Below are 22,273 nucleotides of genomic sequence, written 5' to 3' on the forward strand. Positions count from 1 at the left end.
AGTCGCTCCGGCGATAACCGCAACGATTGCAACCACTATGTAGATAATGGCTCCGTTTGGCTTTCGGTCCGATATGCAACGTCTTGTCGACTCTAGCACCCGCGAATGTTCCGACATCTCGATCCTTTGCGTTGAAGGGCGGTTATTTAGTCAATCAGCGGAGCCTAATGAATACCCAGATTCGCTTGGCTCCTTTGCAAAAGGCGAATACCAGAAGACTTTTGGCCGGAACTGGTGCTGTCACTTTGTCCTTAGTTTAGCTCGCCCGCGTGTTCGAGCAGGCCTCTCGATTTTCCCGATTGTGTTCGGGCACGAGAATATGCTCTGCCTCGAAAGTATGGACGGCGAAAACACCTGGTGCCTGGGCAGGCAAACCGAGCCAGCGCTCGTCTCTATGTTCGGCCCGCTGCCTTCGCTTCAATTGTCATTGATGCTGCAGCACGCTTAGGCCACCGTCGACCGTCAGGCAGGTGGCATTCATGAAGGGGCACTCGTCCGAGATCATGAAGACCGCGGCAAGTGCGATCTCCCGTGGCGTGGCAATGCGCCCGCCCGGGTGCAGTTTCATGGTCTGCGCCTTTGCCTTCTCCGGATCGGGAAAATTCTTCCAATAGTCGATGACCTTTTGGGTCTCGACATAGCCCGGCGCCAGGGCGTTCACCCGCACATTCCTTGCTGCATATTCGATCCCCAGTGACTTGGTCATGCCAAGGAGGGCGTGCTTGGCAAGCGGGTAGGGAAACGTGTGCGGAATGATCGTGAAGGCATGCGTCGAGGCGATGTTGAGGATAACCCCGCCGCCGCGGGCGATCATATCAGGCAGAACGGATCGGCAGCAGTTCCAGGCACCCTTGAGGTTGATATCGAAGCACAGCTCCCAGTCCTCGTCCGTGGTTTGCAATGGTTCCGCAAAGACGTTGACACCTGCATTGTTGACCAGCGCATTGATGCTGCCGATCTCGCCGGCCGCCTTAGCCACGGCTGCGCGCACGGCCTCGACATCGGTGATGTCGGCAGCCTGATGGCCAACGTGAGCGCCATCTCCCTTCAGTCTGCGCGCGGACTGTTCCAGCAGGGCCTCGTCGCGGTCAACAAGAAAGATGCTTGCACCTTCCGCGGCGAAAGCCTCGGCGATTGCCAATCCGATGCCCTGCGCGGCTCCGGTAATGAGGATCCGTTTTCCGGAAAGGCGATTTGGCATTCAGTTTCCCTCTTTCAGCTTGGTCCGGAAAATCCAGCGATGAGCCGGCCGCAAGTCAATCAGCATATCTTTGTGGCTGCAGGCGAATTGATCCTGCAAGCGTCTCTCCGGGTTGCAGGATCTTCAAATCTCCCAGATCGGGGAGGTTATGACCGTTGGCTAGGTGAGACATCGGTTCGAAGCAGAAATAGTCGTGGCGAAAGGCCGGGTTGAAGCTTGTGTCGGGAATGAAGATGAATGCATGCCTAACCGCCGCATCCGCAGTCAGCTTCAGGCTGGCGCGTCTTTCCGGCCATGTGATTTGGGCCTCGCCGCTCCACCCCTCGAAGCCATTGTTGACCCAGCGGCGAGGCAGCGGCGAAGATTGCGAGAAGTCGAGATCAGCTGGGATGTCGGTGCGCTCTCCCGGCAGCCAGCCCTCGGTTTCGGTCCAAAATCGCCGCGCCGGCGCGAAGAGCGTCGTTTGCGCGGTCATCGGGAAGTAGGGATGCCAGCCAAGTCCGAACGGCAGCGCGTCCTTGCCGACATTTTCCACGCTCATATGAAGCGTCAGCCCTTCGGATGACAGGGCGATGGTCTGCCTTGCCTCGTAGCTATAGGGCGTTGCGCTTTCCTGATGGCGAAAGCCGATCTGCAATTCGTTGCTGCTGCGGGAAAGGATGGACCATTCCGCCTGCCAGCCGTCGCCGTGCAGATAGTGAGGGTCCGCGACCGTGTTTGGCCGGAGCTGATAGTCGCGCCCTGCAAATGTAAAGCGATTGTTCCGTATCCGGTTGCCGAAGGGAACGAGGGGGTAGCAGGCGGAGGATGAGGCGTCCGCCTCATCCGGGGCGGGCCTCAGCAGTGCAATCCTGTGGTTGTCGATTGTCCAAGAGTAATCGAGCAATACGCCGCCCAAGGTTAATACGCGGACTGAAAGCGAGCCATCCTGCAAATCGATAATGCTCATTAAGCGGCTGCCTTCCCCTTACAACCAAGGCCGATCCTGAATGGATGGGCACCCTATATCCGCCATCTCCAATGTCAATATATAGGATTTATTTTTGCGACATCGCCGGCGCCGTGCGCAATTGCCTAGCATTCCTTATGAAATGACATCTCTTCAAATGAGTTTTGGCTGCCTGTGGCGCAAAGCCGGCATAAATAATCATACATAAATGTTGACTGGTATGATGTTTTTTCATATTCACACTTTGCTGCCGATCAATGGCAGAGCCAAATTTCAGGGAGAGAGACCATGCGCTTTATCAAAGCAGCGATCCTTGCGGGCGCGTTTGCCGTTCTGGCCGCCGGCTCGGCCCTTGCACAGGATGTGAAGATCGGATTCATCGTGAAGCAGCCGGAGGAGCCGTGGTTCCAGGATGAGTGGAAGTTTGCCGACCAGGCGGCCAAGGAGAAGGGCTTCACACTTGTCAAGATCGGCGCCGAGGATGGCGAGAAGGTTCAGTCGGCGATCGACAATCTCGGCGCGCAAGGTGCGCAGGGCTTCATCATTTGCACGCCGGACGTCAAGCTTGGCCCCGGCATCGTTGCTAAGGCCACGGCCAACCAGCTGAAGCTGATGACCGTCGACGACCGTCTGGTGAACGCCGAGGGCAAGCCGCTCGAAGATGTGCCACATATGGGGATCTCCGCCACCAAGATCGGCGAGACCGTGGGGCAGGCGCTTGTCGACGAAATCAAGAAGCGCGGTTGGGATATGAAGAATGTCGGCGCGATCCGCGTTTCCTACGATCAGCTGCCGACGGCCGTCGACCGCGTCGAGGGCGCGATCTTGGTTCTGAAGGCCGCAGGCTTCCCGGCTGCGAATATTTATGATGCGCCGCAGGCAAAGACCGACACGGAAGCAGCACTCAATGCCGCGACCACGGTTCTCAACAAGCATGCCGATATCAAGTACTGGGTCGCCTTCGGTCTCAACGACGAAGCCGTGCTCGGCGCCGTCCGCGCATCGGAATCGGTCGGCATACCCACTGCAAACATGATCGGTGTCGGTATCGGTGGCGCGGATTCGGCGATCAACGAGTTCAAGAAGCCTGCCGCAACCGGCTTCTTCGGCACGGTCATCATCTCGCCGAAGCGCCACGGTTACGAGACTGCGCTCGATATGTACGGCTGGATCGCCAGCAATAAGGAGCCGGCGAAACTGACGCTGACCTCCGGTTCGTTGGCGTTGCGTGGCGATTACGAGAAGGTTCGCAAGGATCTCGGCATCGAATGATCATCCTGTCGGGGTGATCTCCGTCCCGGCGGCTACATCGCTGCCGCCGGGCCTTTCTCGATGGAGCAATCATGGCTTTCCTTGAATTCAAGGGCATTTCCAAGGGCTATCCTGGGGTCCAGGCACTGTCCGACGTCTCTTTCGATGTCGAAAGGGGTGCGGTGCATGGTCTGATGGGCGAAAACGGCGCCGGCAAGTCGACGCTGATCCGGGTTCTTTCCGGCGATCAGGCAGCGGATGCGGGCAGCATCGTCATCGATGGTGCGGAACAGAACTACAGTTCCGTCCGCGATGCCTTTCATGCCGGCGTTATCGTCATCCATCAGGAGCTTCAGCTGGTGCCGGAGCTGACAGTCGCCGAAAACCTCTGGCTTGGTCGCTTCCCCGGCAAAGTCGGGGTGATCGACGGCAGGACGTTGATCGAGACGGTGCGAGCGAAATTGAAAGAGATCGGCATCGATGTCGATCCCGCAGCCAAGGTCTCGTCGCTTTCGATCGGCGCCCGCCAGATGGTGGAGATCGCCAAGGCGGTCATGGTCGAAGCGCGTGTGATCGCACTCGACGAGCCGACCTCGTCGCTTTCCTCCCGAGAAAGCGAAATCCTATTCTCCCTGATCGACCGATTGAGAGCCAACGGCACGGTCATCCTTTATGTTTCGCATCGCCTGGATGAGATCTTCCAGCTTTGCGACAGCCTCACCGTGCTGCGCGACGGCAAACTCGCGGCGCATCATCCGAATATCGCCGATACGACGCGAGAGCAGATCATCGCACAGATGGTCGGCCGCGAGATCAACAATATCTGGGGCTGGCGCGAACGCCTGCTTGGCGAGGTGCGTCTCGAGGTCAATGGGCTCTCGGGCTCCAAGCTGCGCACCCCCGTCAGCTTCTCGGTCCGCAAGGGAGAAATTCTGGGCTTTTTCGGTCTCATCGGTGCCGGCCGCAGTGAGATGGCCCAGCTTCTCTACGGTGCCGATCATCGTCATCAGGGCAGCGTCTCGATAGACGGCATCGCCGTCGCGCCGAACAACCCGCAGGCTGCCATCGGCGCCGGCATGGTTCTTTGCCCCGAGGACCGCAAGTTCGACGGCATTATTCAGGGGCGGTCGGTCGAGGAGAATATTGCCATTTCCTCAAGACGGCATTTCTCGCCGTTCGGCATCCTCAATCTGAAAAAGGAGGCCTCTGTTGCCGACCAGTTCATTGCCAAGCTCAGAGTCCGGACGCCCTCGCGCCGACAGGATATCGTCAATCTTTCGGGCGGCAATCAACAGAAGGTCATCCTCGGCCGCTGGCTTTCCGAACAGGGCATCAAAGTGCTTGTCATCGATGAGCCGACGCGCGGCATCGATGTCGGCGCTAAGTCGGAAATCTACGAAATCCTCTACGAGCTTGCCGCAGGCGGCATGGCGATCGTCGTCATTTCCAGCGAGCTTCCCGAAGTCATGGGTATTTCCGATCGCATCATGGTCATGTGCCAGGGCCGCGTTGCCGCCAATGTCGTGCGCGCCGATTTCGACGAACGGGCCATTCTGACCGCGGCCCTGCCAGACAAGAATGCCGCCGGCACAATCTAATTCGGGAACGATAGTGATGAACTCGTTGAAAAAAATTCTCCTCGGCGAACAGGGCCTCGTGTTGATCTTTGCGATCGCCTTCGTGGTCGTTTCGCTCTTCGTTCCGAGCTTCCTGACGGAGCGCAACATGCTCGGCCTGTTGCAGTCGGTGGTCACGATCGGCATCGTCGCCTGCACCATGATGTTTTGCCTCGCCTCGCGCGACTTCGACCTGTCGGTCGGCTCGACCGTCGCCTTCTCGGGCATGATCGCCGTCATGGTGTCCAATTCCACCGGTTCGATTCCGCTTGGGCTCGTGGCAGCCCTGATCTGCGGCAGCGTCGTCGGTGTCGTCAACGGCGTCGTCATCGCCAAGTTCCGCATCAATGCCTTGATCACCACGCTTGCCACGATGCAGATCGTTCGCGGTCTCGCCTTGATTGCATCGGACGGTCGCGCCGTCGGCATCAATGATCCGGCCTTCTATCAGCTGGCGCTTTCGCGCTTCCTGACAGTGCCGACGCCAATATGGATCATGATCCTGCTGTTCATCGTCTTCGGCTTCACCCTCAATCGCACCGTTTTCGGCAAGAATACATTGGCAATCGGCGGCAATCCCGAGGCGTCGCGCCTTGCCGGCGTCAATGTCGTCAACATGCGGATCTGGATATTCGCCTTGCAGGGGCTTGTCTGCGCCATCGCGGGCATTCTGCTGGCCTCGCGCATCACGTCAGGACAACCGAATGCGGCAACAGGGCTCGAGCTGTCCGTCATCTCCGCCTGCGTGCTCGGCGGTGTGTCTCTCGCAGGTGGCCGCGCAGCAATGACCGGTGTGATCGTCGGCGTCCTCATCATGGGCATCGCTGAGAATGTGATGAACCTGCTCAACATACAGGCCTTTTATCAATATCTCGTGCGCGGCTGCATTCTGCTGATCGCCGTTCTGCTTGACAATCTGCGCTCGTCAGCGGCAGGGCAACGCGCACGCTCATGACGATCAGATTCCTTGGGAGAAGTTTGCCGGGCTTGCAGTTGCGCATTGATGCCTGGGCGTGGCGCCACTCATGATCGCCACCGGGCCAGCGGAAGGGAGTGCAAGTGATGAGTACGCGTTTGGGGTCTTTACGGACGACGCACGGTCGGGCCACGCCCGAGCAGGGAAGGCGTACAGTGCGCGAGGAACTGTTGAAGAAGCTCATCGGGCAGATCGTCTCGGGCGCCCTTGCCGAAGGTTCGATCCTTCCCAATGAAGCCGAGCTTTCCGAGGTCTATGGCGTCAGCCGCACCAGCCTGCGGGAGGCTATGCAATATCTCTCGGCGCTGGGAATGGTTCGCTCGCGTACCCGCGCAGGCACCACGGTCCTGCCGCGGGAGAACTGGAACTATCTGGACCCGCTGGTTCTCGACGCCACTCTGGCGCTCAGCAACGACCGGAGCTTCTACGATTCCCTGCTCGATGCGCGGCAGGTGCTGGAGCCCGCCGCCGCCGCGCAAGCAGCCGCCAACGCTACTGCAAAGCAGCTCGCGCGGATCGCCGAGGCATTCGAGGACATGGTCGCCGCCAATGCCCGTGACAACGAGGCGTGGAGCCAAGCGGACCTGGAGTTTCACACAGCTATTATCAATGCCAGCGGCAACTGGGTGTTTCGCCAATTTGCCACCGCCATCGGGGCAGCCCTGCTTGCAAGTTTCCGCCTGACCAACCGGGCCAGCCAGTCTCATGAATATGCCATCGCGCGGCATCAGGATGTTCTGGACGCGATCCGCATGCGCCGTCCTGATGCCGCCCGCTTTGCCATGGAGCAACTGATCGGAACGGCTAGAATGGAGCTGAGCGACGCTCTGCGCGCCGCCAAGCCAAAGGAACAATCGGATTAGACCCAGGCCTTGTTGCCGGTTGCCGGAAACGGGATCGATCAGCTTGCTTTGAAGGGAGCAGCTTTGCGGTGTGAGCGGCCCTCCGAGGCGGCAGGGATGATGCCTGCTATGGTGATGCCAATCGAGATTGGCTTGACGGGTGCACATTGTGCACTGAGATCGAACTCTGCTCCAGGCTTTATCAAACTCGACTCATGATGTTGCCATCATACGGCTATTCTGTAGAACGTTCTGGCAGACAGGTGCCAAGGCACTTTGTTGCCGTGAAGCATGACAATCCGTTTGATGACGAAACAAAAAGAGACATACATAATGGCGAATTTTCTGGAGAAATGGTCTTCGAAGAAGGCTGACAAGCCCAAGACCGGTATGCGCAGTGCCATCGACACCTTCCGTGGAAGAATAGCAGAACAGAAGGCCTATCTCGAAGAGTTCGAGCGCGATGCTGCTGGCTTCAATAAGTGGCGTTCGACCTGGTTTCAGCGCGTGCCCGGTGGCTTTGGCGTGACCATCGGCCGAGATGCGGTCAATGCGGGAGAGGGGCTGAGCTACATCGTCGTGGAAACGGTGAGCCAAGTTGCCGAGTTTCTGGATGACCTTGCCCAGCATGCGGAGAATGACGTCGCCTTTCAGCAGGCACTCGAGGAAAACCGCCTGCGTCGCGCAGCCCTGCTGAATGCGGCCAAGTCGAAGGTGAAGGCGCCTGCATCGAGGCCGGCCGCTTCGAAATCCGCGTCTATCAAGACGGCCGGTGCCAAGGCAGCGGCGGCAACGACGGATGCCGACAAGCCGAAGCGTGGCCGCAAACCACAGGCTTAACAGACACAAGGAGAGAAGCTCTTTGAACGTGCTCCTCTCCTAATAACTTAGTCTTGCAAGAGCGCCCCACAAAAATGGGGCTCTCATTCAGTCCGAATTCGCGCTGACGGCCTCAAGCCAGTCCGCAAAGGCACGCACCTTTTGGCGCGCTTCCGCCCGGGCCGGCCAAAGCGCGTAGTAGCCGTAACCGCTATCGATGATCCGCTCAAAGGGCGCAACCAGCTCGCCGCTTTGCAGATCCTGCCGCGAAAAGGCGAGATCGCCCATCGTCACCCCATAGCCGCTTGCAGCCGCCGTCATCGCGAAGTCCTGCGTGTCGAAGACCTGATGACGAGAAGCCTGGAAGGAATAGGCGCCTTCAGCCTGCAGCCAGAGCGTCCAGTCGCTATGACGTGGATTGGAGTGCAGCAGGACGCAGTCTTGCAGGTTCTTCACCTCAGGCGGATCCCCAAGCTTGAAAAGGAGTTGTGGGGAACACATCGGCGTCAGCCGTTCATGTAGCAGCGGCAATATATCCATGCCGGGCCAATGACCGTTGCCGTAGGTAATGAGCATGTCGATATCGCCAACCGAAAAGGTGGGCCGCAGGAACCATGCGGTGTCGATATTGATATTCAGATCTTCATGATGGCTGTGGAGATCGGGTAGTCGCGGGAGGAACCATTTTCGTGCGAATGTTGGCGGCATGCGGACAGTCAACGAACTCACCGTCATTCGCGTTGCCTCGAACGAGGTCTTCAGCGACGCAAGAAGGCTGTCGACGATCGGGATCAGCGCCATGCCGCGCTCCGTCAGCGCCACCTTGCGGGTATGGCGCTCGAACAGGCTGCAACCGAAATAATGTTCGAGTTGCTGGACCTGCCTGCTGATGGCGCTTTGGCTGAGATTGAGCTCGGCCGCCGCCGCCGTGAAGCTGCCCGTTTCCGCGACGACGGAAAAGGTTTGCAGCGTTTGCAACGGCGGCAACCTGTTATGATCGAATCTCGGCTCCATCCCTTATCCGGCTTCCCCGCTGCTGTTGGAAGCCACAAGCTTTAAAGCATGCAGATTGAATGGCAACCGATACGCTCAGGCGATCGTTAGCCGCGCCGCCTGAGCAGCCTCCTTGACCCGGCGTGGTGAAGTTCCGCCCTTGTGATCGCGGCTGGCAACCGATCCCTCAACCGTCAGCACCGCAAAAACGTCCTCGCGAATGGATGGCGCAAAGGCCTGCATGTCAGCGAGCGAAAGCTGCGAGAGCGTCGGCAGCGCCTTGTCGCGCGCCGCGCCGACGATCGCTGCGACGGCGTGGTGAGCATCGCGAAACGGCAGTCCGGCGCGCACGAGGTAGTCGGCAAGGTCGGTTGCTGTCGAATAGCCCTGGTTGGCGGCTGCCAGCATCTTCTCATGCTTCACTTTGATGGTCGCAAGCATCTGGGCCGTGACGCTGACGGCCGCACGGACGGTTTCGAAAGTGTCGGTCAGCGGCGGCTTCGATTCCTGTTGGTCCTTGTTGAATGCAAGTGGCTGGCTTTTCATCAGCGCCGCGGAAAAGGCAAGGTTGCCGATGACACGAGCGGCCTTGCCGCGCACCAGTTCCGCCAGATCGGGATTGCGCTTCTGAGGCATGATCGAGGAACCGGTGCAGAACTGATCGCCAACTTCGATGAAATCGAACATCGGTGTGCACCACAGGATGACCTCCTCGCTGAAGCGTGACAGGTGCCCCATGATCACCGCACCGGCGCTGCAGACGTCGACGACATAGTCGCGGTCGGAAACGGCATCGAGGGAGTTGGCAAAGGACCCCGAAAAGCCGAGCTGAGAAGCACTGTACTCGGGATCGATAGGATAGCCCGTGCCCGCCAGTGCGGCGGCCCCAAGTGGCGAGACATTGAGCCGTTCGCGGGCGGCACCGACGCGATCGAGATCCCGCCTGAACATTTCGGCATAGGCCATCATGTGATGACCGAAGGTGATGGGTTGGGCGACCTGCAAATGCGTGAATCCGGGCATGATCGCATCGGCATGGTTTTCCGCAAGATCAACGAAGGCGCCAATCAGCCTCTTCAGATCGTCCTTCAGCAGATCCAGCTGTTCACGCGCATAAAGGCGGATATCGGTTGCCACCTGGTCGTTGCGCGACCTGGCAGTGTGCAGCTTCTTTCCTGCATCGCCAATCAGTGCCGTTAGCCGGTTTTCGACATTGGTATGAACATCCTCGAGTTCAGGCTTCCATTCGAAGGCGCCGGAACGCATTTCGTCGGCGATCTGATCGAGCCCGGTCTGGATGGCGGCATTCTCTTTGGATGTAATGATGCCGGCGCGCGCCAGCATTTTGGCATGAACCTTGGAGCCTGCAACATCGTGTAGTGCTATGCGCTTGTCCTGATCAAGGCATTCGTGAAAGCTTTCGAAGTCCCTCGAAACCGCCTCTTTGAACAGCGGGGACCATGTGGCTTCTTTCTGGTTTCTCATCTCGGTCTTCCCTTTTGCACGGATGCCGCCCTTCCTCGGCCGCATCCTTTATTGAAGCAGCGCAGGCAGGCTGCGGGCATCGATCTGGTTTTCAAGGTCGAGGACAAAGTCCTTAAGGGCATCGATCCTTGTGGCCGGCAGCACCATTCCGGCAAGTGCGGCATACTTGCCGACCAGCCGTTCGTCGCTCAGCGGGTTCTGTGGCCCGCCCAAGGGGAACTCGACGACAAGCCGGTGCCGCTCGCCAGCGACGGTCACAATGGTGATGGCCGGTTCGTCCTCATCCTTCATCGCCGGATCGATGCGGACGGAGATGCGATCCATCAACGGGCCGATCTCCGCTGCAGACCAGGCAGCCTCTTCCAGCTCCGCAAGAAAAACCTTGCCGTAACGCAGCCTGGCAGCCAACGCGTAGGGCAGGCTCATCTGCGCCTGCGCGCGAGACTCGATGACCTTGCCGCCGCACATGCCATATTGGAAACCGCTGATATCCACCTCGATGGCCGCGATGTCACGGGTTGTGAGATCATGATGCTCAAGCAGCAAATCCAATGCATCGATCCCCGCATGCGTGCCGCGGCAGGTGGCGTGCGGCTTGATGGAGCATCGGTTGAGCCGCCAAGAAAGTCCAAAGTCGCGGACAAGGGCCTGCGGATCATCTTTGCCCGCGCCGAAGGTTGCGAAGAAACTGCCCCAGCGTCCCGCCTCGAAGACGCTGTCTGGACCTTCGAAGCCCTGCCTTGCGAGATAGGCGGCCATGAGCCCGCCTTCGGCGGCGCGACCGGCATGAAGTTTTTTGGTTGAGCTGCCATTATGGATGAAGGCCCAGGTTCCTCCGGCAAAGGAACTGGCCGAACCAAGCGCGGACGCCATGGCAGTTGCCTCGAGGTTCAACATGCTGCCAACGGCGGCGGCTGCGCCGAATGCGCCGCATGTGCCTGTCGAGTGCCAGCCGAGACCATTATGCTCTTCGTATCCGCCGAGCGCTTCAAGCACACGACGGCCGACTTCATAACCAAGCAGGACACTGCGCAGGAGTTCACGGCCACTGAGCTGCCGATCACGATCGCCTAGTGCTGCGAGCACGGCGGGCAGGACGACAGCACCGGAATGGTCGCAGCCGCCGCTGTCGTCAAGCTCGTAGGCATGGGCTGAGACGCCGTTGACGAATGCCGCAGTCCTTGGGTCCGACATGATTGGCCGTCCCCAGACGGGCGAAAGTCCGGTTCCTGCTCGAAGTCCAAGTACCTCGACAACGGCATCGGTCTCGCGGGACGCTGAACCGGCGATCGCGGCGCCAAGCGTATCGAGAATATGAAGCTTCGCCTTGTGAATGGTCTCAAGGGGAAAGGCATCGAAGCTGGTCGCACAGACCAGCTCTGCCAGGATGCGTGCCAGATTATCGCTCACCGGCCTGCTCCTCATCGACATAGGCTTCGTAAACATTGATCGGATGATCGCTGGGTGCCGCGGTACCGTTGCGGGCGTGCCAGCGCGCAACCTCGGCGGCCGTCGTCAGCCATATGTCGCCGAAACTGTTGATGTGACTAAGCAGCGCTTCAACGAGCGCGATCCTGCCGGGTGTGCCGGTCCATTCCGGCCGAAGCTGGAGGACGTAGCAGAGACCGTATTTGCGGTAGGCATCGAATTCGGAGATCCAGTTGCCAAGGACCGCCTCATAGGAGGGGATGCGCCCTTGGCCCTTCGGAAAGGCCGGGGTGAAATTGAACTGGAAGTAGGGCCGGTCTTCAAGTTCGTTATGAACCGGAATCTCCACCAGCGACGATGCATGGCTATAGGGCAAATCGTCGCCGTTCAGCGATGCCGACCAGGAATAGCCTGCTTGGAGAAGCAGATGGTCAAAGTGACGCGGCCAGTTGCCGGCGGGGAGCCGGAAGCCGGAGACTTCATTCGAAGCGATCGCGCCCAGCGTCTCGCGGCTGTGCCGGAGAAGATCGAGCGCTGCGGGTACCTGCATAGTATCGTAGCGCTCGAAATCCCAGCCATGGCTTTCGATATCATGCCGAGCCGACACGATATCGCGTAGCAGCGGAGCGTGCTTTTCAGCAACAGCGCCGGGCACGAACCAGCTCGCGGATACGTCGGCATCAGCAAATGCATTACATAGGCGTTCCACGCCCCGCGCTGCGCCGTATTGCCAGACCGAAAAGCTCTTGTTGCGCCCCGTGAGATCGGGTGCCTGAGCAATCGCATCGCGCCCATCTGCGAAGATCACCGAGACGATCGCGGCGCATTTCTTGCCCTGTGGCCAGACGGCTCCGGAAGCTATACTGGTCATGCGGCATTCTCCGGATGTTGCGCGATCCACCATTTTGCGATTTCGGCGCAATGCGTCGCCCAGACACTGTCGCCATGGGTCGTGATCGTTTTGAAGAGGCCTTCGAGGATCGCAAGCCGGCCGGGCTTGGCGCAGACCTTCGGATGCAGGATCGTCGTCCAGCAGAGCCCTTCGCGGTGATAGCCTTCGAATTCGGCGCACCAGTTGCGTTGAACATCGGCGTAGCCGGAAATCCGGTCGAGACCGATCGGGAAATCAGGGTCCTCGCTGTAGGCAAGGGCGGTGTAGTCGTCGATGTCCCAGCGACCTGGAATCTCGACCAGGCCGCGGCCGCGAGAGGTGGTATGAAAATAGGGCCGGTCGTCACCGCGCATCGAACTGGAGTAGATCACGCCGAACTCGTGCAGCAGTTCGGCCGTCTCTTCGCTCCAGTCGCCAGAGGGAGTGCGGAAGCCGACCGGCGTCACTCCCATGTGGCTGCGGAAAATCTCACGGGAGCGGCCCATAATGTCGAGCTGCTGCTGTCGGCTGCAGTCGATGAAGACCTCGTGATAATGGCCGTGATAGGCAATTTCGTGGGCATCCTTGAGGATGCGTTCGCACTGCGACGGCCAATGTTCCACCACCCATGTCGGGACGAAGAACGTCGCCTTGAGATCGTAGTCGCGCAGGAGGTCGAGAAGCCGCGGCAGGGCCCGCCAGGGGCCATAGGCGCCTTGGGTGAAATAACGCGGATTGGACAGAAGCGATCCGTCGAGCATCGCGTCGCCCGTCGGGCCGTCGACGTCGAAGGCAAGCGCCACCGCCGACTGCCGACCTGCCGGCCACAGAGGAGGTTTTGCCGTCCTGGTTGCAGTCTTCGTGATCATGGAACTCTGTATGCGTCTTGAGATGTGTTTAGGGCGCAATCACCCGTCCGCGAGTGCTTGCACACCTCGGCTGAATGTTGCTTCCATTGTGTAGGGAAGCGCCGCTCTTGAGGCGGCGCTTCTTATAGAGGTTACTTGACGCCGTTCACGACGGCCTTCGGAACGGCATTGTGAACGAGACCCCACTTCTTGAGGATCTGATCATAGGTGCCGTCCTTGATGAGAGCGTCGAGTGCTCCGGCAACTGCATCGCGAAGTGCCGTGTTGTCCTTCTTGAAGGCCATGCCGAACGTGTCGTTGCTGAGCAGGGGATCGCCGACCAGCTTGTAAGTGTCTGGCTCGACATGCATTTGATAGGCAATCGTCTCGATGCCCTGTACGACAGCATCATAGCGGCCCTGTTTCATCCCGAGACGGGCAGCGTTCGAATCTGCTGTTCCCTCGAACTTGATGGCTGGCTTGCTCTTCGCCTGGCAATTGGCCGCGCTCCAATCCTTGACGTTATCGCCGAAGGACGTGCTGCGGCTTCCCGCGACCGTCTTGCCGCAAAGGTCGCTCGCCTGCTTGTAGGTGTCAGCATTGGCTTTGACAGTAAACAGGATCGGGCCGCTGGTAATGTAGTCGACGAAGTCCATGCTTGCTTGACGTTTCACATTGTCGCTCATGCCGGAAATGATCATATCGGCACGGCCGGTCTGGAGACCGCTCTGCAGCTCCTGGAAAGCCGAGGTGACCAAGACGGTCGTCAGATTGAGCTTCTTGGCGATCGCATTTGCCAGATCGACGTCAAAGCCGTCGATGGTGCCGCTGTCCGGATTGACGAATTCCATCGGCGGATAGATCGGGTTCGTCAGGATGCGCAGCTCGCCGTCCTTGAGCAGGTTCAGGTTGGAATCCGCCGAGGCGGCGGTCGCAGCGAGAGACAGCAGGGCCGCCGAAACGGCGAGACGAATGGGCTTCATGAAATTCTCCTCTGATGATCGTTCTTCAGGTTTTGTTGTTAAAGCACCGCAGAGATGAAGTTCTTCACTCTGGGATTCCTGGGGTTTTCCAATATGTCGCTGGCCGTCCCGGTCTCGACGATCATGCCGGCGTCCATGAAGACGACACGATCCGCGACCTCGCGGCAGAAGCCGATCTCATGCGTGACGACGATCATCGTCGTCCCGGAAGCGGCAAGCTCCTTCATCACACCAAGGACTTCGCCCACAAGTTCGGGATCAAGGGCCGAAGTGGGCTCATCGAACAACATGGCTTTTGGCTTCATTGCGAGCGCGCGAGCGATCGCAATGCGCTGCTGCTGGCCGCCGGAAAGTTCGCCCGGATAGGCGCCGGCCTTGTCGGCCAGTCCAACACGTTGAAGAAGCGCGCGCGCCTCGGCGATGCACTCCTGCCGCGGCCTTCTCTGCACGCCGACCGGGCCTTCGATGATGTTTTGCAAGACGGTGCGATGCGGGAAGAGATGGAACTTCTGGAAGACCATGCCGACGGCTTGGCGCTGGCGGGCGATCTCGCGATCCGGCAGCGGAAACAGCCGGTTGCCGTCGCGGCGGTAGCCCGCGATTTCATCCTCGACCGTGACATAGCCGGCATCGATCTGTTCGAGCTGGTTGATGCAGCGCAGGAAGGTGCTCTTGCCCGAACCGGAAGGGCCGATGATGCAGACGACCTCGCCCTTCCTGATCTCGAAATTAATGTCCTTCAGGACGTGAAAGGTGCCGAAATACTTCTGCAGCCCATGTGCCTTGATGATCGCGTCCATCAGCCAGCCTCCCCGACCAGAGCCTGATGGGTCGCATGCTGTGCGCCGGCATCACGCCGCCCCCAGCCCTTGGAGAAATGCCGTTCGATGTAGATCTGCGCGATGCTCAGGATGGTGACGGCGACCATGTACCAGATAGCGGCAACGATCAGCAGCTCGATGACGCGCGAGTTAACGTAGTAGATGTCTTCGACGCTCCTCAGCACCTCGGAATACTGGATGACGCTTGCGAGCGACGTCAGCTTGACCATGCCGATGGTCTCGTTGCCGATCGGCGGAACGATGACGCGCATGGCCTGGGGCAGGACGATCTTCAGCGTTGCCCGCAGCTTCGTCATGCCGATCGACTGGGCGGCTTCCATCTGGCCCTTGTCGATCGACAGGAGACCGGCACGCACCACTTCGGCGGTATAGGCACCCTGCTGGATTCCCAGACCGAGAAGTGCGGCAACGAATGGTGTCATCACATCGACGGTGCGCACCGAGAGCAGCCCCGGAATACCTATCCTCGGGAAAATCAGGGCGAGGTTGAACCACAAGAGCAGCTGCAGAAGGGCCGGTGTGCCGCGGAAGAGCCAGACATATCCGATGGAAATATTGCGCAGAACCGGATTGTCCGACATGCGCATGATGGCTGCGATAACGCCAAGAACGATACCGACGACCATGGCACAGAACGTCATAATGATCGTGTTGGAAACACCCGACAAAATGGATTTGGAGAAGAGATTCTCCGAAACATATTGCCAGGCGATGTCGCCTTGCCAGAAGGCCCTCGCCAGCAGCAAAAGCAGCACGATGCATATGGCAGCCATGATTTTGTTGCCAATTTTTCGTGGCCGCACAATTTGGAGCTTATCAAGGTCAAGGAGAGCTGAGTTATTCACGAAGTTGTTCCCTGGTATCGAATTTGAGTTCGATCTTTTAATTTGGAGGGAGCTTACGCCGCGTTCAGATTTATCCGCAAACGACATTTGGACATGGAATTTATGCGATGTTTGCATAAATTGATGTCGAGGTGCCGATGTGATGTCAGCCTTGCGATTTGAAGTTGTCACGCCCTTGTGGGCTCGAGAACGAGCTGCGGCTCCTATTGAACTCCGCTAGCTGTCCGCAGAGAGATTGATCCGTATTCTCTCCTACTCTCGTGCCGCGAGAACAGCGCCACGCGAGCGCACCGCCTCCTATCCGCCACGGCGCAAAAACGACATCAGGAGCCCTCCATATCCCGTCGAGATATGGAGGGCTCCGATTTGTTCATTGCGGCCTTGCCTTCTAGGCCGGGCTAGGCGTCCAGACGCTGATGGGTCCGCTGGTCGAAGAAGTGAGCCTTGGGGGTTTTGAAGGAAAGCTTTACGCGCTGGTCGGGAACAAGCTCGACACGGTCGCGGACGACCCATGTTAGTTCCCTGCCTTCGACCTCAATGGCCACATGGGTTTCCGAACCGGTTGGCTCGATCACTTTCACGACTGCGTCGACGCCATCCTCGTCGCCGAGCGCTATGTCCTCCGGCCGGATTCCGAGCATCAAAGGCCTGCCCTCCGACGCGCTTGGCGCTCGCGAAAGCTTTATCCGCGAGCCGCCTGGCAAGCTCAATGCTGGACCACCGGCGTCCTGTAGAGATCCCTCGAGGAAGTTCATCGCTGGCGATCCCAGGAAGCCTGCAACAAACGCGTTCTTGGGCCGGTCGTATAGTTCGAGAGGGCTACCGATCTGTTCCACTCGACCGCCCTGCAGCACGACGATCTTGTCAGCCATGGTCATGGCCTCGATCTGATCGTGGGTGACATAGACGATCGTGGTCTTCAGCCGCTGATGCAGCGCCTTGATCTCAGCTCTCATCTTGACGCGTAGCTTGGCATCGAGGTTCGACAGAGGCTCGTCAAAGAGAAATACTTTCGGATCTCGAACGATGGCTCGGCCCATCGCGACACGCTGCCGCTGGCCGCCGGATAGCTGTGCGGGTTTCCGTCCCAGCAGAGGCTGCAGGCCCAGGATGGATGCAGCCTCGCCGACTTTCCTGTCGATTTCCGGCCGCTTCACTCCGGCAAGCTCCAGGGCGAAGCCCATGTTCTGAGCAACCGTCATCTGCGGATAGAGCGCATAGTTCTGGAAGACCATCGCGATGTCGCGATCCTTCGGCTGGAGGTTGTTCACGACCCTGCCGTCGATGCTGATCTGGCCAGCGGATATTTCCTCAAGGCCGGCAATCATTCGCAACAAGGTGGACTTGCCGCAGCCGGAGGGGCCGACAAGAATGACGAACTCGCCGTCGGCGATATCGACATCGACGCCGTGGATGATGTCGACCGAGCCGAAGGACTTCTTGACGTTCTTGATGTTCAATCCAGACATTTCAACTCCTCTAGACTAGCGCTGTCTGCGGACCCGTAGAGCCTGATGCGGCTTGCGTGGAATGACCACGCCGAACGCCGCATCCGGCTTTCCGCCGCGCGTTACCGCACCATGACGCACGGGATGGGTAACCGGAGCCTTGACCCTCTCGGCGGGAGTGATGGCCATTTCCCAGGTGTCGATGATGTCGACGTCATAATTATCGTCGTCCATTGGCAGGCCAGACGACCAAATAATCGGCTGATGCTCGCCGAAGTAAATCAGCCGGAAGTCGCCATCCCCGTCCCGTGCCCCCGAGACGCGCGACCATGGCCATTGGGTGACCGGGCCGATCGGATCCAGGCCGTTCTTGACGTCCGCATCGAGAAGACCACGGAGGAAGCCGATCCGCTTCCAGGCTTCGCCGTGAAGTTCGCCACCCTTCGCCCACCAGATCAGGTCCTTAGGGTGGGAGTAGGTTTCGCCGTGGCCGATGTAGCCACCGCGGGTGACCGTGATCCAATAGCGGTGGACCAGTTCTTGCGCACTCAGATTACCCCAGGACTCCAGAATGTCTCCTTCGTACTCAGGTTCGTCATTTACAACGGGCTTGCCATAGGTCTCACGCCATTCCTGGGTGCGCTTGACGTCGGGATTCTGGATGCAGGTGTGGGTCACCCACGGCTTGCGGTGGTCGTAGTTCGAGTTGACGTCACCATTGTGGATCGATCTCAGGTGCTGGTACGGATCATTCTCCTCGAGGATGTGGAAATAGCGATCCCACTGCGTCATGGGCTTCGTGTCGATCAGGAAGTCGTATTCATTGGCAAGCGACCACCAGACGTTTCGATAGGCCGACAGACGGGCTGCGAGATAGGCGACATAGCGATAGTCCTGCTCCGCAGACATGTCGGCATAGCCCCACCGGTCATACGGATGAAACATGATGATGTCGGCTTCGATCCCAAGGGTGCACAATGCAGCGACTTGCTGTTCGAAATGCTGGAAGAGGACCGGGTTCGGCCGATCGAAGTCTTCCTTGCCGTCGGCACTCTTTTCGAAGCAGGCGTAAAGCGGCTCGTTCACATTGTACGGGTAGTCTTTCGGGAAGACGCCCATTCGGATCTTGTTGAAGCGCGTTTTCGCCAGCGTCTCCAGTGTCTGCTTCTGCATGTCGAGCGGCTGATGTGTCCAGGCGTAGCAGGTCGTCCCAAAGGAGAAGAACGGCGTTCCGTCGGCGTAGGCGAAGTGAAACTTGTTGCGCACGCGAACCGGCCCACGATTGCCGGAGGAGGGTGCCGTTGCCACCACAGAGCCAGTCTTGCCATCCAGTGCTTCTGTCGCGGAGCGCGTTCGGAAAGTCCATTCGCCTTCAACGTCAGGCATGAACCGTACACGGTATGTCCCGTTGCCGTCGTAAAAGCCCGGAACGCAGACCTCCCGGCTCTTGTGGGTGAACACGGCATCGAACGCCACGTCGAGATAGGGATTTCCGTGCGAAGGCCCTTGGAAGGAGGCCTCGAACATGCCCCATTTTTCGACAGCTGCATTAGACATTGAATTCTCCTCGTAGAAATTCTTCTGGCCTTAGCCTTTGACCGCGCCGGAGGTGAGGCCGGACACGAAGTAGCGCTGGAACATCAGGTAGACGATGGTGGCCGGCAGGACCGTCATGACGATCGCGGCATTGAGCTGGCCGTAATTGCTTGAGAACTGCCCCTGGAACGACATGAGACCCAGCGGCAGCGTCCACATGTGCTGGTCTTGCAGCAGCACCAGCGCCATGGCGAACTCGTTCCAGGTCGAGACGAAGTCGAGAATGAGCAGAGCCGCAAGAACCGGAAGGCAGACGGGCAGGAAGATCCGGCGAAAAATCGTGAAGTGCGTTGCGCCGTCGATCAGCGCTGCTTCCGACAGTTCCTTCGGAATTCCCTTGAAGAACCCATGCAGGATGAAGACCTGGTAGGGGACGCCGAAGGCGATGTAGGGAAGGATGACCCCCGGATAGGTGTCGATCAGCCCGAACGAATTCACCAAAGTGAACAATGGAGCGAGCATGACCTGGAAGGGGATCATGGTTCCGAAAACGACGAGCAGAAGCAGTAGCTTGCTGATCCTCAATCTGATCTTGGCGAGCGCATAGGCTGCCATGGCCGAGAGCATCAGGCCGAGCGGCACTTTGATAACCGTGATGATGACGCTGTTGAGGAAGGAATTCGCAAAGTTACCGCGGCTCCAGGCGCCGCTATAGTTGTCGATGGCGAGTTCGGTCGGCGGCATGAATGCTCCCGTGCCGGTGATGGCAGCCGGCGTCTTCAGCGACGTGAACACGATGAAGACGAAGGGCGCGACCCAGATCAGGGCGACCAGCACGAGCGTGATCCACAATGCGATGAGTACGGGGTCACGCTTTGCGGATGAGGCTTGCGTGTCCGCGTGGGCGATGGTTTCGGTTTGAATGGCTGTCACGCTTCCGTCTCCTCGTGCTTTTGGGTCCAGCGCAGGTAGGGGATGACGATCGCCATCGTGATGGCCAGCAGGACGACCGATATCGCGGCGCCTCGGCCAAAATCGAAGATCTGCATTGCTTGCGTGAAGGCCCAAAGTGCGAGCATCTGCGTCGATTGTGCCGGTCCGCCGCCGGTAAGGCCGTAGACAATGTCAAAGGCCTTGAGCGACGAGATGATTGAAAGCACCAGCACGATGGTAACGGTCGGACGCAGCGCGGGAAGCGTCACATGCTTGAAGACGGCCCAACGGCCGGCGCCATCGATGCGAGCCGCCTCCACGAGGGTTTGGGACACGTTCTGAAGGCCCGCAAGGAAGAGAACCATCGAAAACCCGACCGTCTGCCAGAGGTAGGCGATGAAGACCGAATAAAGCGCGATGTCCTTGTTACCAAGCCAATCCTTGATCCAGCTCTGCAGGCCCCAGTTCGTCAGCAACTGACTGAACAGACCAAAAAACGGGTCATACATCCACTTCCACATGGTCGCGACCGCGATCGGCGCGATGATAACCGGGAGGTAGAAGATCGCCCTGAGGCCGTTGCGGCCGAAAATCCTCTGATTGAGGCTAAGAGCCAGCATCAGACCCACCATCGGGGGGAAGACCAGGCTCATCAGCGTCCAGATGACGGTGTTGCGAAAGGCCACCCAGAAAACCGGGTCCCTCGTAAAGATCGCGGAGTAGTTTGCAAGCCCGACAAACTGGCGCTGGGGATCCAGTCCGTTCCACTTCTGGAAACTCAGCAGGACGACGTTGAACATCGGGTAAAGGGCGAAAACGGCGTAGATCGCCAGAGCCGGCACAAGCAGAATGAACGCTTGCACACGCGGGTCATGTGTCGATTGCTTGATGGACATGCTCTCCTCCAGGCAGCGGATGGCCACTGCCAGTTCTGCGAAACGAACCAGCGAGCCGACCGACAGATCGATCGGCTCGCGACTTGGGAGGACTAGGTTCGGCTCGAAATAAATGCCTGCAACTGTTTCGGTGCATCGGCCGGTGCGGAGTTGCCGGCAGCGACGTCGTTGATGACCCGGAAGTATTCGGTCGTAACGTCAAGCGGGAACGCCTGGTCGCCATTCATATAGACCTTGCCGTAGGTCTTGAAGATATCCAGCCATTTCGCCTCGAGCGGCTTCTGGTTGGTGTATTGAACATTCTTGTTCACCGAGATCGCGCTGATCTGCCCGACGAGGTCCTGCTGCACTTTGGTCGACAGGAAGTAGTCGAGGAACTTGGCGGCAAGATCGGGGTTTTTGCTCTTGGTGCTGATGTAGTTGTACTCGGCAAAGCCATAAAGGCGGTTGGTGTTCGTCGGGAACGGGAAAATGCCGTAGTCGTCGAGATTCGCGCCACTGCCGCTGAGCTGGCTCACCAGCCAATCGCCTTCGAGCATCATCGCAGCCCGCCCCGCCGTAAACAGGCTGTAGGACTGCTTGTTGTCGATTCCCATGAAAGGCTGGAGCGTGTAGTCCTTGGTCCACTTGGCGAATTCGGTAAAGGCGTCAGTCGCGCAGGGCTGCTTGGTCCAATCGACCTTCATTGCCATGAGCGCGTCGTGTTTCTCAGCGCCGCACTTCGTCTCAAGGATAACGTCCATAAGACGCATGACATGCCAGTTGACGGTCCCACCGAACGTAAAGCCGGGGATACCCGCAGCCGTCAGCTTTTCAGCAGCGGCGAGCAGTTCCTCATAGGTCTTCGGCTCCTGGGTGATGCCGGCCTTCTGGAAGAGCTTCCTGTTGTAGTAGACCGCTTCGCCCTTGAATGTGAACGGGACGCCATGCTTGCCGCCTAGGTAGAGATCGGCAAAGGCGGAGGCAGAGGGAAGCAGCTCGTCGTTCCATTTGTACTGGGTGTAGTACTTGTCGAGCGGCAGCGAGAGGCCCGCCTTTACATATTCGCCGCCGAGGCCGAGCCCGGCCCAGCTGAAATAGATATCCGGGCCCTTGCTGGAACCCGCCGCTACGCGAAGTGCGGTCTTGTGCTCGTCAACGGCGCGCTGAACAATTTCGACGTGCGCACCGGGATTGGCAGCCTCGAAATCGCTGGCCACCTTTTTCAGAGCGCTATTGGCTGCGTTGTTGTCGAAATTCAGGGTCCAGAGAGTGAGATTGTCGGCCATCCCCGGCGTTGCTGAGAGAGCGGCAACCGTCAGCGCAGCGATGCTCACAGATTTCAATTTCGCGGTAAACGTCAGCATTACCATCCTCCTCTTGTAAAGCTCAGGTCTTTTTGCAGATAGTCGTCGACATGTCAACTGGTATAACAAGGTAGTCAGCATACATTGCGGATAGGCAGAAAAGACCTGAAAGGCAAAGCACGCACTGAGCATCAACCGCCATTTAGAGATGGGACGCCGTAAGAG

20 protein-coding genes are annotated in these 22,273 nt (G+C 58.8%); 5 read left to right on the forward strand and 15 right to left on the reverse strand.

Translation table 11 applies throughout. From position 1 onward, the window contains the following. Positions 1–424 precede the first annotated feature (424 nt). Complete coding sequence (locus GA0061102_RS26240) at positions 425–1,201, reverse strand: SDR family oxidoreductase (RefSeq protein ID WP_092854662.1); 777 nt, start codon at positions 1,199–1,201, stop codon at positions 425–427. 55 nt (positions 1,202–1,256) lie between these two features. Continuing rightward, positions 1,257–2,150, reverse strand: a complete 894-nt coding sequence (locus GA0061102_RS26245; protein WP_092854664.1) for an aldose 1-epimerase — start codon at positions 2,148–2,150, stop codon at positions 1,257–1,259. Positions 2,151–2,438: 288 nt separating this feature from the next. Between GA0061102_RS26245 and GA0061102_RS26250 the strand changes: the two genes are divergently transcribed. From GA0061102_RS26250 to GA0061102_RS26270, 5 genes are all read left to right on the forward strand, one after another. Continuing rightward, entirely contained in the window at positions 2,439–3,422 is a 984-nt protein-coding gene (locus tag GA0061102_RS26250; RefSeq protein ID WP_092854665.1) for an arabinose ABC transporter substrate-binding protein, read from the forward strand. Between the two features lie 71 nt (positions 3,423–3,493). Then, positions 3,494–4,999, forward strand: a complete 1,506-nt coding sequence (gene araG, locus GA0061102_RS26255; RefSeq protein WP_092854667.1) for an L-arabinose ABC transporter ATP-binding protein AraG — start codon at positions 3,494–3,496, stop codon at positions 4,997–4,999. 16 nt (positions 5,000–5,015) lie between these two features. Beyond that, positions 5,016–5,972: an L-arabinose ABC transporter permease AraH gene (araH, locus tag GA0061102_RS26260; protein WP_167668064.1), complete on the forward strand. Its 957-nt coding sequence runs from the start codon at positions 5,016–5,018 to the stop codon at positions 5,970–5,972. 107 nt (positions 5,973–6,079) lie between these two features. After that, positions 6,080–6,856, forward strand: coding sequence for a FadR/GntR family transcriptional regulator (locus GA0061102_RS26265; RefSeq protein WP_092854671.1), 777 nt, complete (start codon positions 6,080–6,082; stop codon positions 6,854–6,856). A gap of 312 nt (positions 6,857–7,168) precedes the next feature. Next, positions 7,169–7,675, forward strand: a complete 507-nt coding sequence (locus GA0061102_RS26270; protein WP_092854673.1) for a hypothetical protein — start codon at positions 7,169–7,171, stop codon at positions 7,673–7,675. An 87-nt stretch (positions 7,676–7,762) separates the two neighbouring features. Here the strand turns inward: GA0061102_RS26270 and GA0061102_RS26275 are convergent, their stop codons facing one another. From GA0061102_RS26275 to GA0061102_RS26335, 13 genes are all read right to left on the reverse strand, one after another. Next, the gene (locus GA0061102_RS26275) at positions 7,763–8,668 is read right to left on the reverse strand and encodes a LysR substrate-binding domain-containing protein (protein WP_092854675.1); all 906 of its coding nucleotides are present in this window, start codon (positions 8,666–8,668) and stop codon (positions 7,763–7,765) included. 75 nt (positions 8,669–8,743) lie between these two features. After that, positions 8,744–10,132: an argininosuccinate lyase gene (gene argH / locus GA0061102_RS26280; protein ID WP_092854677.1), complete on the reverse strand. Its 1,389-nt coding sequence runs from the start codon at positions 10,130–10,132 to the stop codon at positions 8,744–8,746. A 48-nt stretch (positions 10,133–10,180) separates the two neighbouring features. Continuing rightward, complete coding sequence (locus tag GA0061102_RS26285; RefSeq protein WP_092854679.1) at positions 10,181–11,542, reverse strand: MmgE/PrpD family protein; 1,362 nt, start codon at positions 11,540–11,542, stop codon at positions 10,181–10,183. Then, on the reverse strand, positions 11,532–12,431 hold the full coding sequence (locus GA0061102_RS26290; RefSeq protein WP_092854681.1) for a polysaccharide deacetylase family protein: 900 nt from the start codon (positions 12,429–12,431) through the stop codon (positions 11,532–11,534). The genes GA0061102_RS26285 and GA0061102_RS26290 overlap by 11 nt, the downstream gene beginning before the upstream one ends. After that, positions 12,428–13,300 (reverse strand): polysaccharide deacetylase family protein, encoded by an 873-nt coding sequence (locus GA0061102_RS26295; RefSeq protein ID WP_092854683.1) that lies wholly within the window; start codon positions 13,298–13,300, stop codon positions 12,428–12,430. Before GA0061102_RS26295 ends, GA0061102_RS26290 begins: the two co-directional genes overlap by 4 nt. A 131-nt stretch (positions 13,301–13,431) precedes the next feature. Further along, positions 13,432–14,262 carry an ABC transporter substrate-binding protein gene (locus GA0061102_RS26300; protein ID WP_092854685.1) on the reverse strand — a complete coding sequence of 277 codons (831 nt, stop codon included), beginning with the start codon at positions 14,260–14,262 and terminating at the stop codon, positions 13,432–13,434. A 38-nt stretch (positions 14,263–14,300) separates the two neighbouring features. Then, a complete protein-coding gene (locus tag GA0061102_RS26305; protein WP_092854687.1) occupies positions 14,301–15,062 on the reverse strand; it encodes an amino acid ABC transporter ATP-binding protein in 762 nt (253 codons plus the stop codon). After that, positions 15,062–15,949 (reverse strand): amino acid ABC transporter permease, encoded by an 888-nt coding sequence (locus GA0061102_RS26310; protein WP_245298144.1) that lies wholly within the window; start codon positions 15,947–15,949, stop codon positions 15,062–15,064. The genes GA0061102_RS26305 and GA0061102_RS26310 overlap by 1 nt, the downstream gene beginning before the upstream one ends. 398 nt (positions 15,950–16,347) lie before the next feature. Next, entirely contained in the window at positions 16,348–17,418 is a 1,071-nt protein-coding gene (locus tag GA0061102_RS26315; RefSeq protein WP_092854690.1) for an ABC transporter ATP-binding protein, read from the reverse strand. Positions 17,419–17,433: 15 nt separating this feature from the next. After that, entirely contained in the window at positions 17,434–18,954 is a 1,521-nt protein-coding gene (locus GA0061102_RS26320) for a DUF5060 domain-containing protein (RefSeq protein WP_092854692.1), read from the reverse strand. A gap of 30 nt (positions 18,955–18,984) precedes the next feature. Then, positions 18,985–19,866: a carbohydrate ABC transporter permease gene (locus GA0061102_RS26325; protein ID WP_092854694.1), complete on the reverse strand. Its 882-nt coding sequence runs from the start codon at positions 19,864–19,866 to the stop codon at positions 18,985–18,987. Then, on the reverse strand, positions 19,863–20,762 hold the full coding sequence (locus GA0061102_RS26330; RefSeq protein ID WP_092854696.1) for a carbohydrate ABC transporter permease: 900 nt from the start codon (positions 20,760–20,762) through the stop codon (positions 19,863–19,865). The genes GA0061102_RS26325 and GA0061102_RS26330 overlap by 4 nt, the downstream gene beginning before the upstream one ends. 92 nt (positions 20,763–20,854) lie before the next feature. Then, on the reverse strand, positions 20,855–22,108 hold the full coding sequence (locus GA0061102_RS26335) for an ABC transporter substrate-binding protein (RefSeq protein ID WP_092854698.1): 1,254 nt from the start codon (positions 22,106–22,108) through the stop codon (positions 20,855–20,857). Between the last annotated feature and the right edge of the window lie 165 nt (positions 22,109–22,273).

The sequence above is a fragment of the Martinezella miluonensis genome, from assembly GCF_900094545.1.
GTDB classification, from domain to species: domain Bacteria; phylum Pseudomonadota; class Alphaproteobacteria; order Rhizobiales; family Rhizobiaceae; genus Rhizobium; species Rhizobium miluonense.

Coding starts and splice junctions, on each gene's coding strand:
- GA0061102_RS26330 (WP_092854696.1), bottom strand. CDS start 20,762: ATGTCCATCAAGCAATCGACACATGACCCGCGTGTGCAAGCGTTCATT.
- araG (WP_092854667.1), top strand. CDS start 3,494: ATGGCTTTCCTTGAATTCAAGGGCATTTCCAAGGGCTATCCTGGGGTC.
- GA0061102_RS26275 (WP_092854675.1), bottom strand. CDS start 8,668: ATGGAGCCGAGATTCGATCATAACAGGTTGCCGCCGTTGCAAACGCTG.
- GA0061102_RS26270 (WP_092854673.1), top strand. CDS start 7,169: ATGGCGAATTTTCTGGAGAAATGGTCTTCGAAGAAGGCTGACAAGCCC.
- GA0061102_RS26290 (WP_092854681.1), bottom strand. CDS start 12,431: ATGACCAGTATAGCTTCCGGAGCCGTCTGGCCACAGGGCAAGAAATGC.
- GA0061102_RS26300 (WP_092854685.1), bottom strand. CDS start 14,262: ATGAAGCCCATTCGTCTCGCCGTTTCGGCGGCCCTGCTGTCTCTCGCT.
- GA0061102_RS26305 (WP_092854687.1), bottom strand. CDS start 15,062: ATGGACGCGATCATCAAGGCACATGGGCTGCAGAAGTATTTCGGCACC.
- araH (WP_167668064.1), top strand. CDS start 5,016: ATGAACTCGTTGAAAAAAATTCTCCTCGGCGAACAGGGCCTCGTGTTG.
- GA0061102_RS26315 (WP_092854690.1), bottom strand. CDS start 17,418: ATGTCTGGATTGAACATCAAGAACGTCAAGAAGTCCTTCGGCTCGGTC.
- GA0061102_RS26265 (WP_092854671.1), top strand. CDS start 6,080: ATGAGTACGCGTTTGGGGTCTTTACGGACGACGCACGGTCGGGCCACG.
- GA0061102_RS26245 (WP_092854664.1), bottom strand. CDS start 2,150: ATGAGCATTATCGATTTGCAGGATGGCTCGCTTTCAGTCCGCGTATTA.
- GA0061102_RS26335 (WP_092854698.1), bottom strand. CDS start 22,108: ATGCTGACGTTTACCGCGAAATTGAAATCTGTGAGCATCGCTGCGCTG.
- GA0061102_RS26250 (WP_092854665.1), top strand. CDS start 2,439: ATGCGCTTTATCAAAGCAGCGATCCTTGCGGGCGCGTTTGCCGTTCTG.
- GA0061102_RS26295 (WP_092854683.1), bottom strand. CDS start 13,300: ATGATCACGAAGACTGCAACCAGGACGGCAAAACCTCCTCTGTGGCCG.
- GA0061102_RS26240 (WP_092854662.1), bottom strand. CDS start 1,201: ATGCCAAATCGCCTTTCCGGAAAACGGATCCTCATTACCGGAGCCGCG.
- argH (WP_092854677.1), bottom strand. CDS start 10,132: ATGAGAAACCAGAAAGAAGCCACATGGTCCCCGCTGTTCAAAGAGGCG.
- GA0061102_RS26320 (WP_092854692.1), bottom strand. CDS start 18,954: ATGTCTAATGCAGCTGTCGAAAAATGGGGCATGTTCGAGGCCTCCTTC.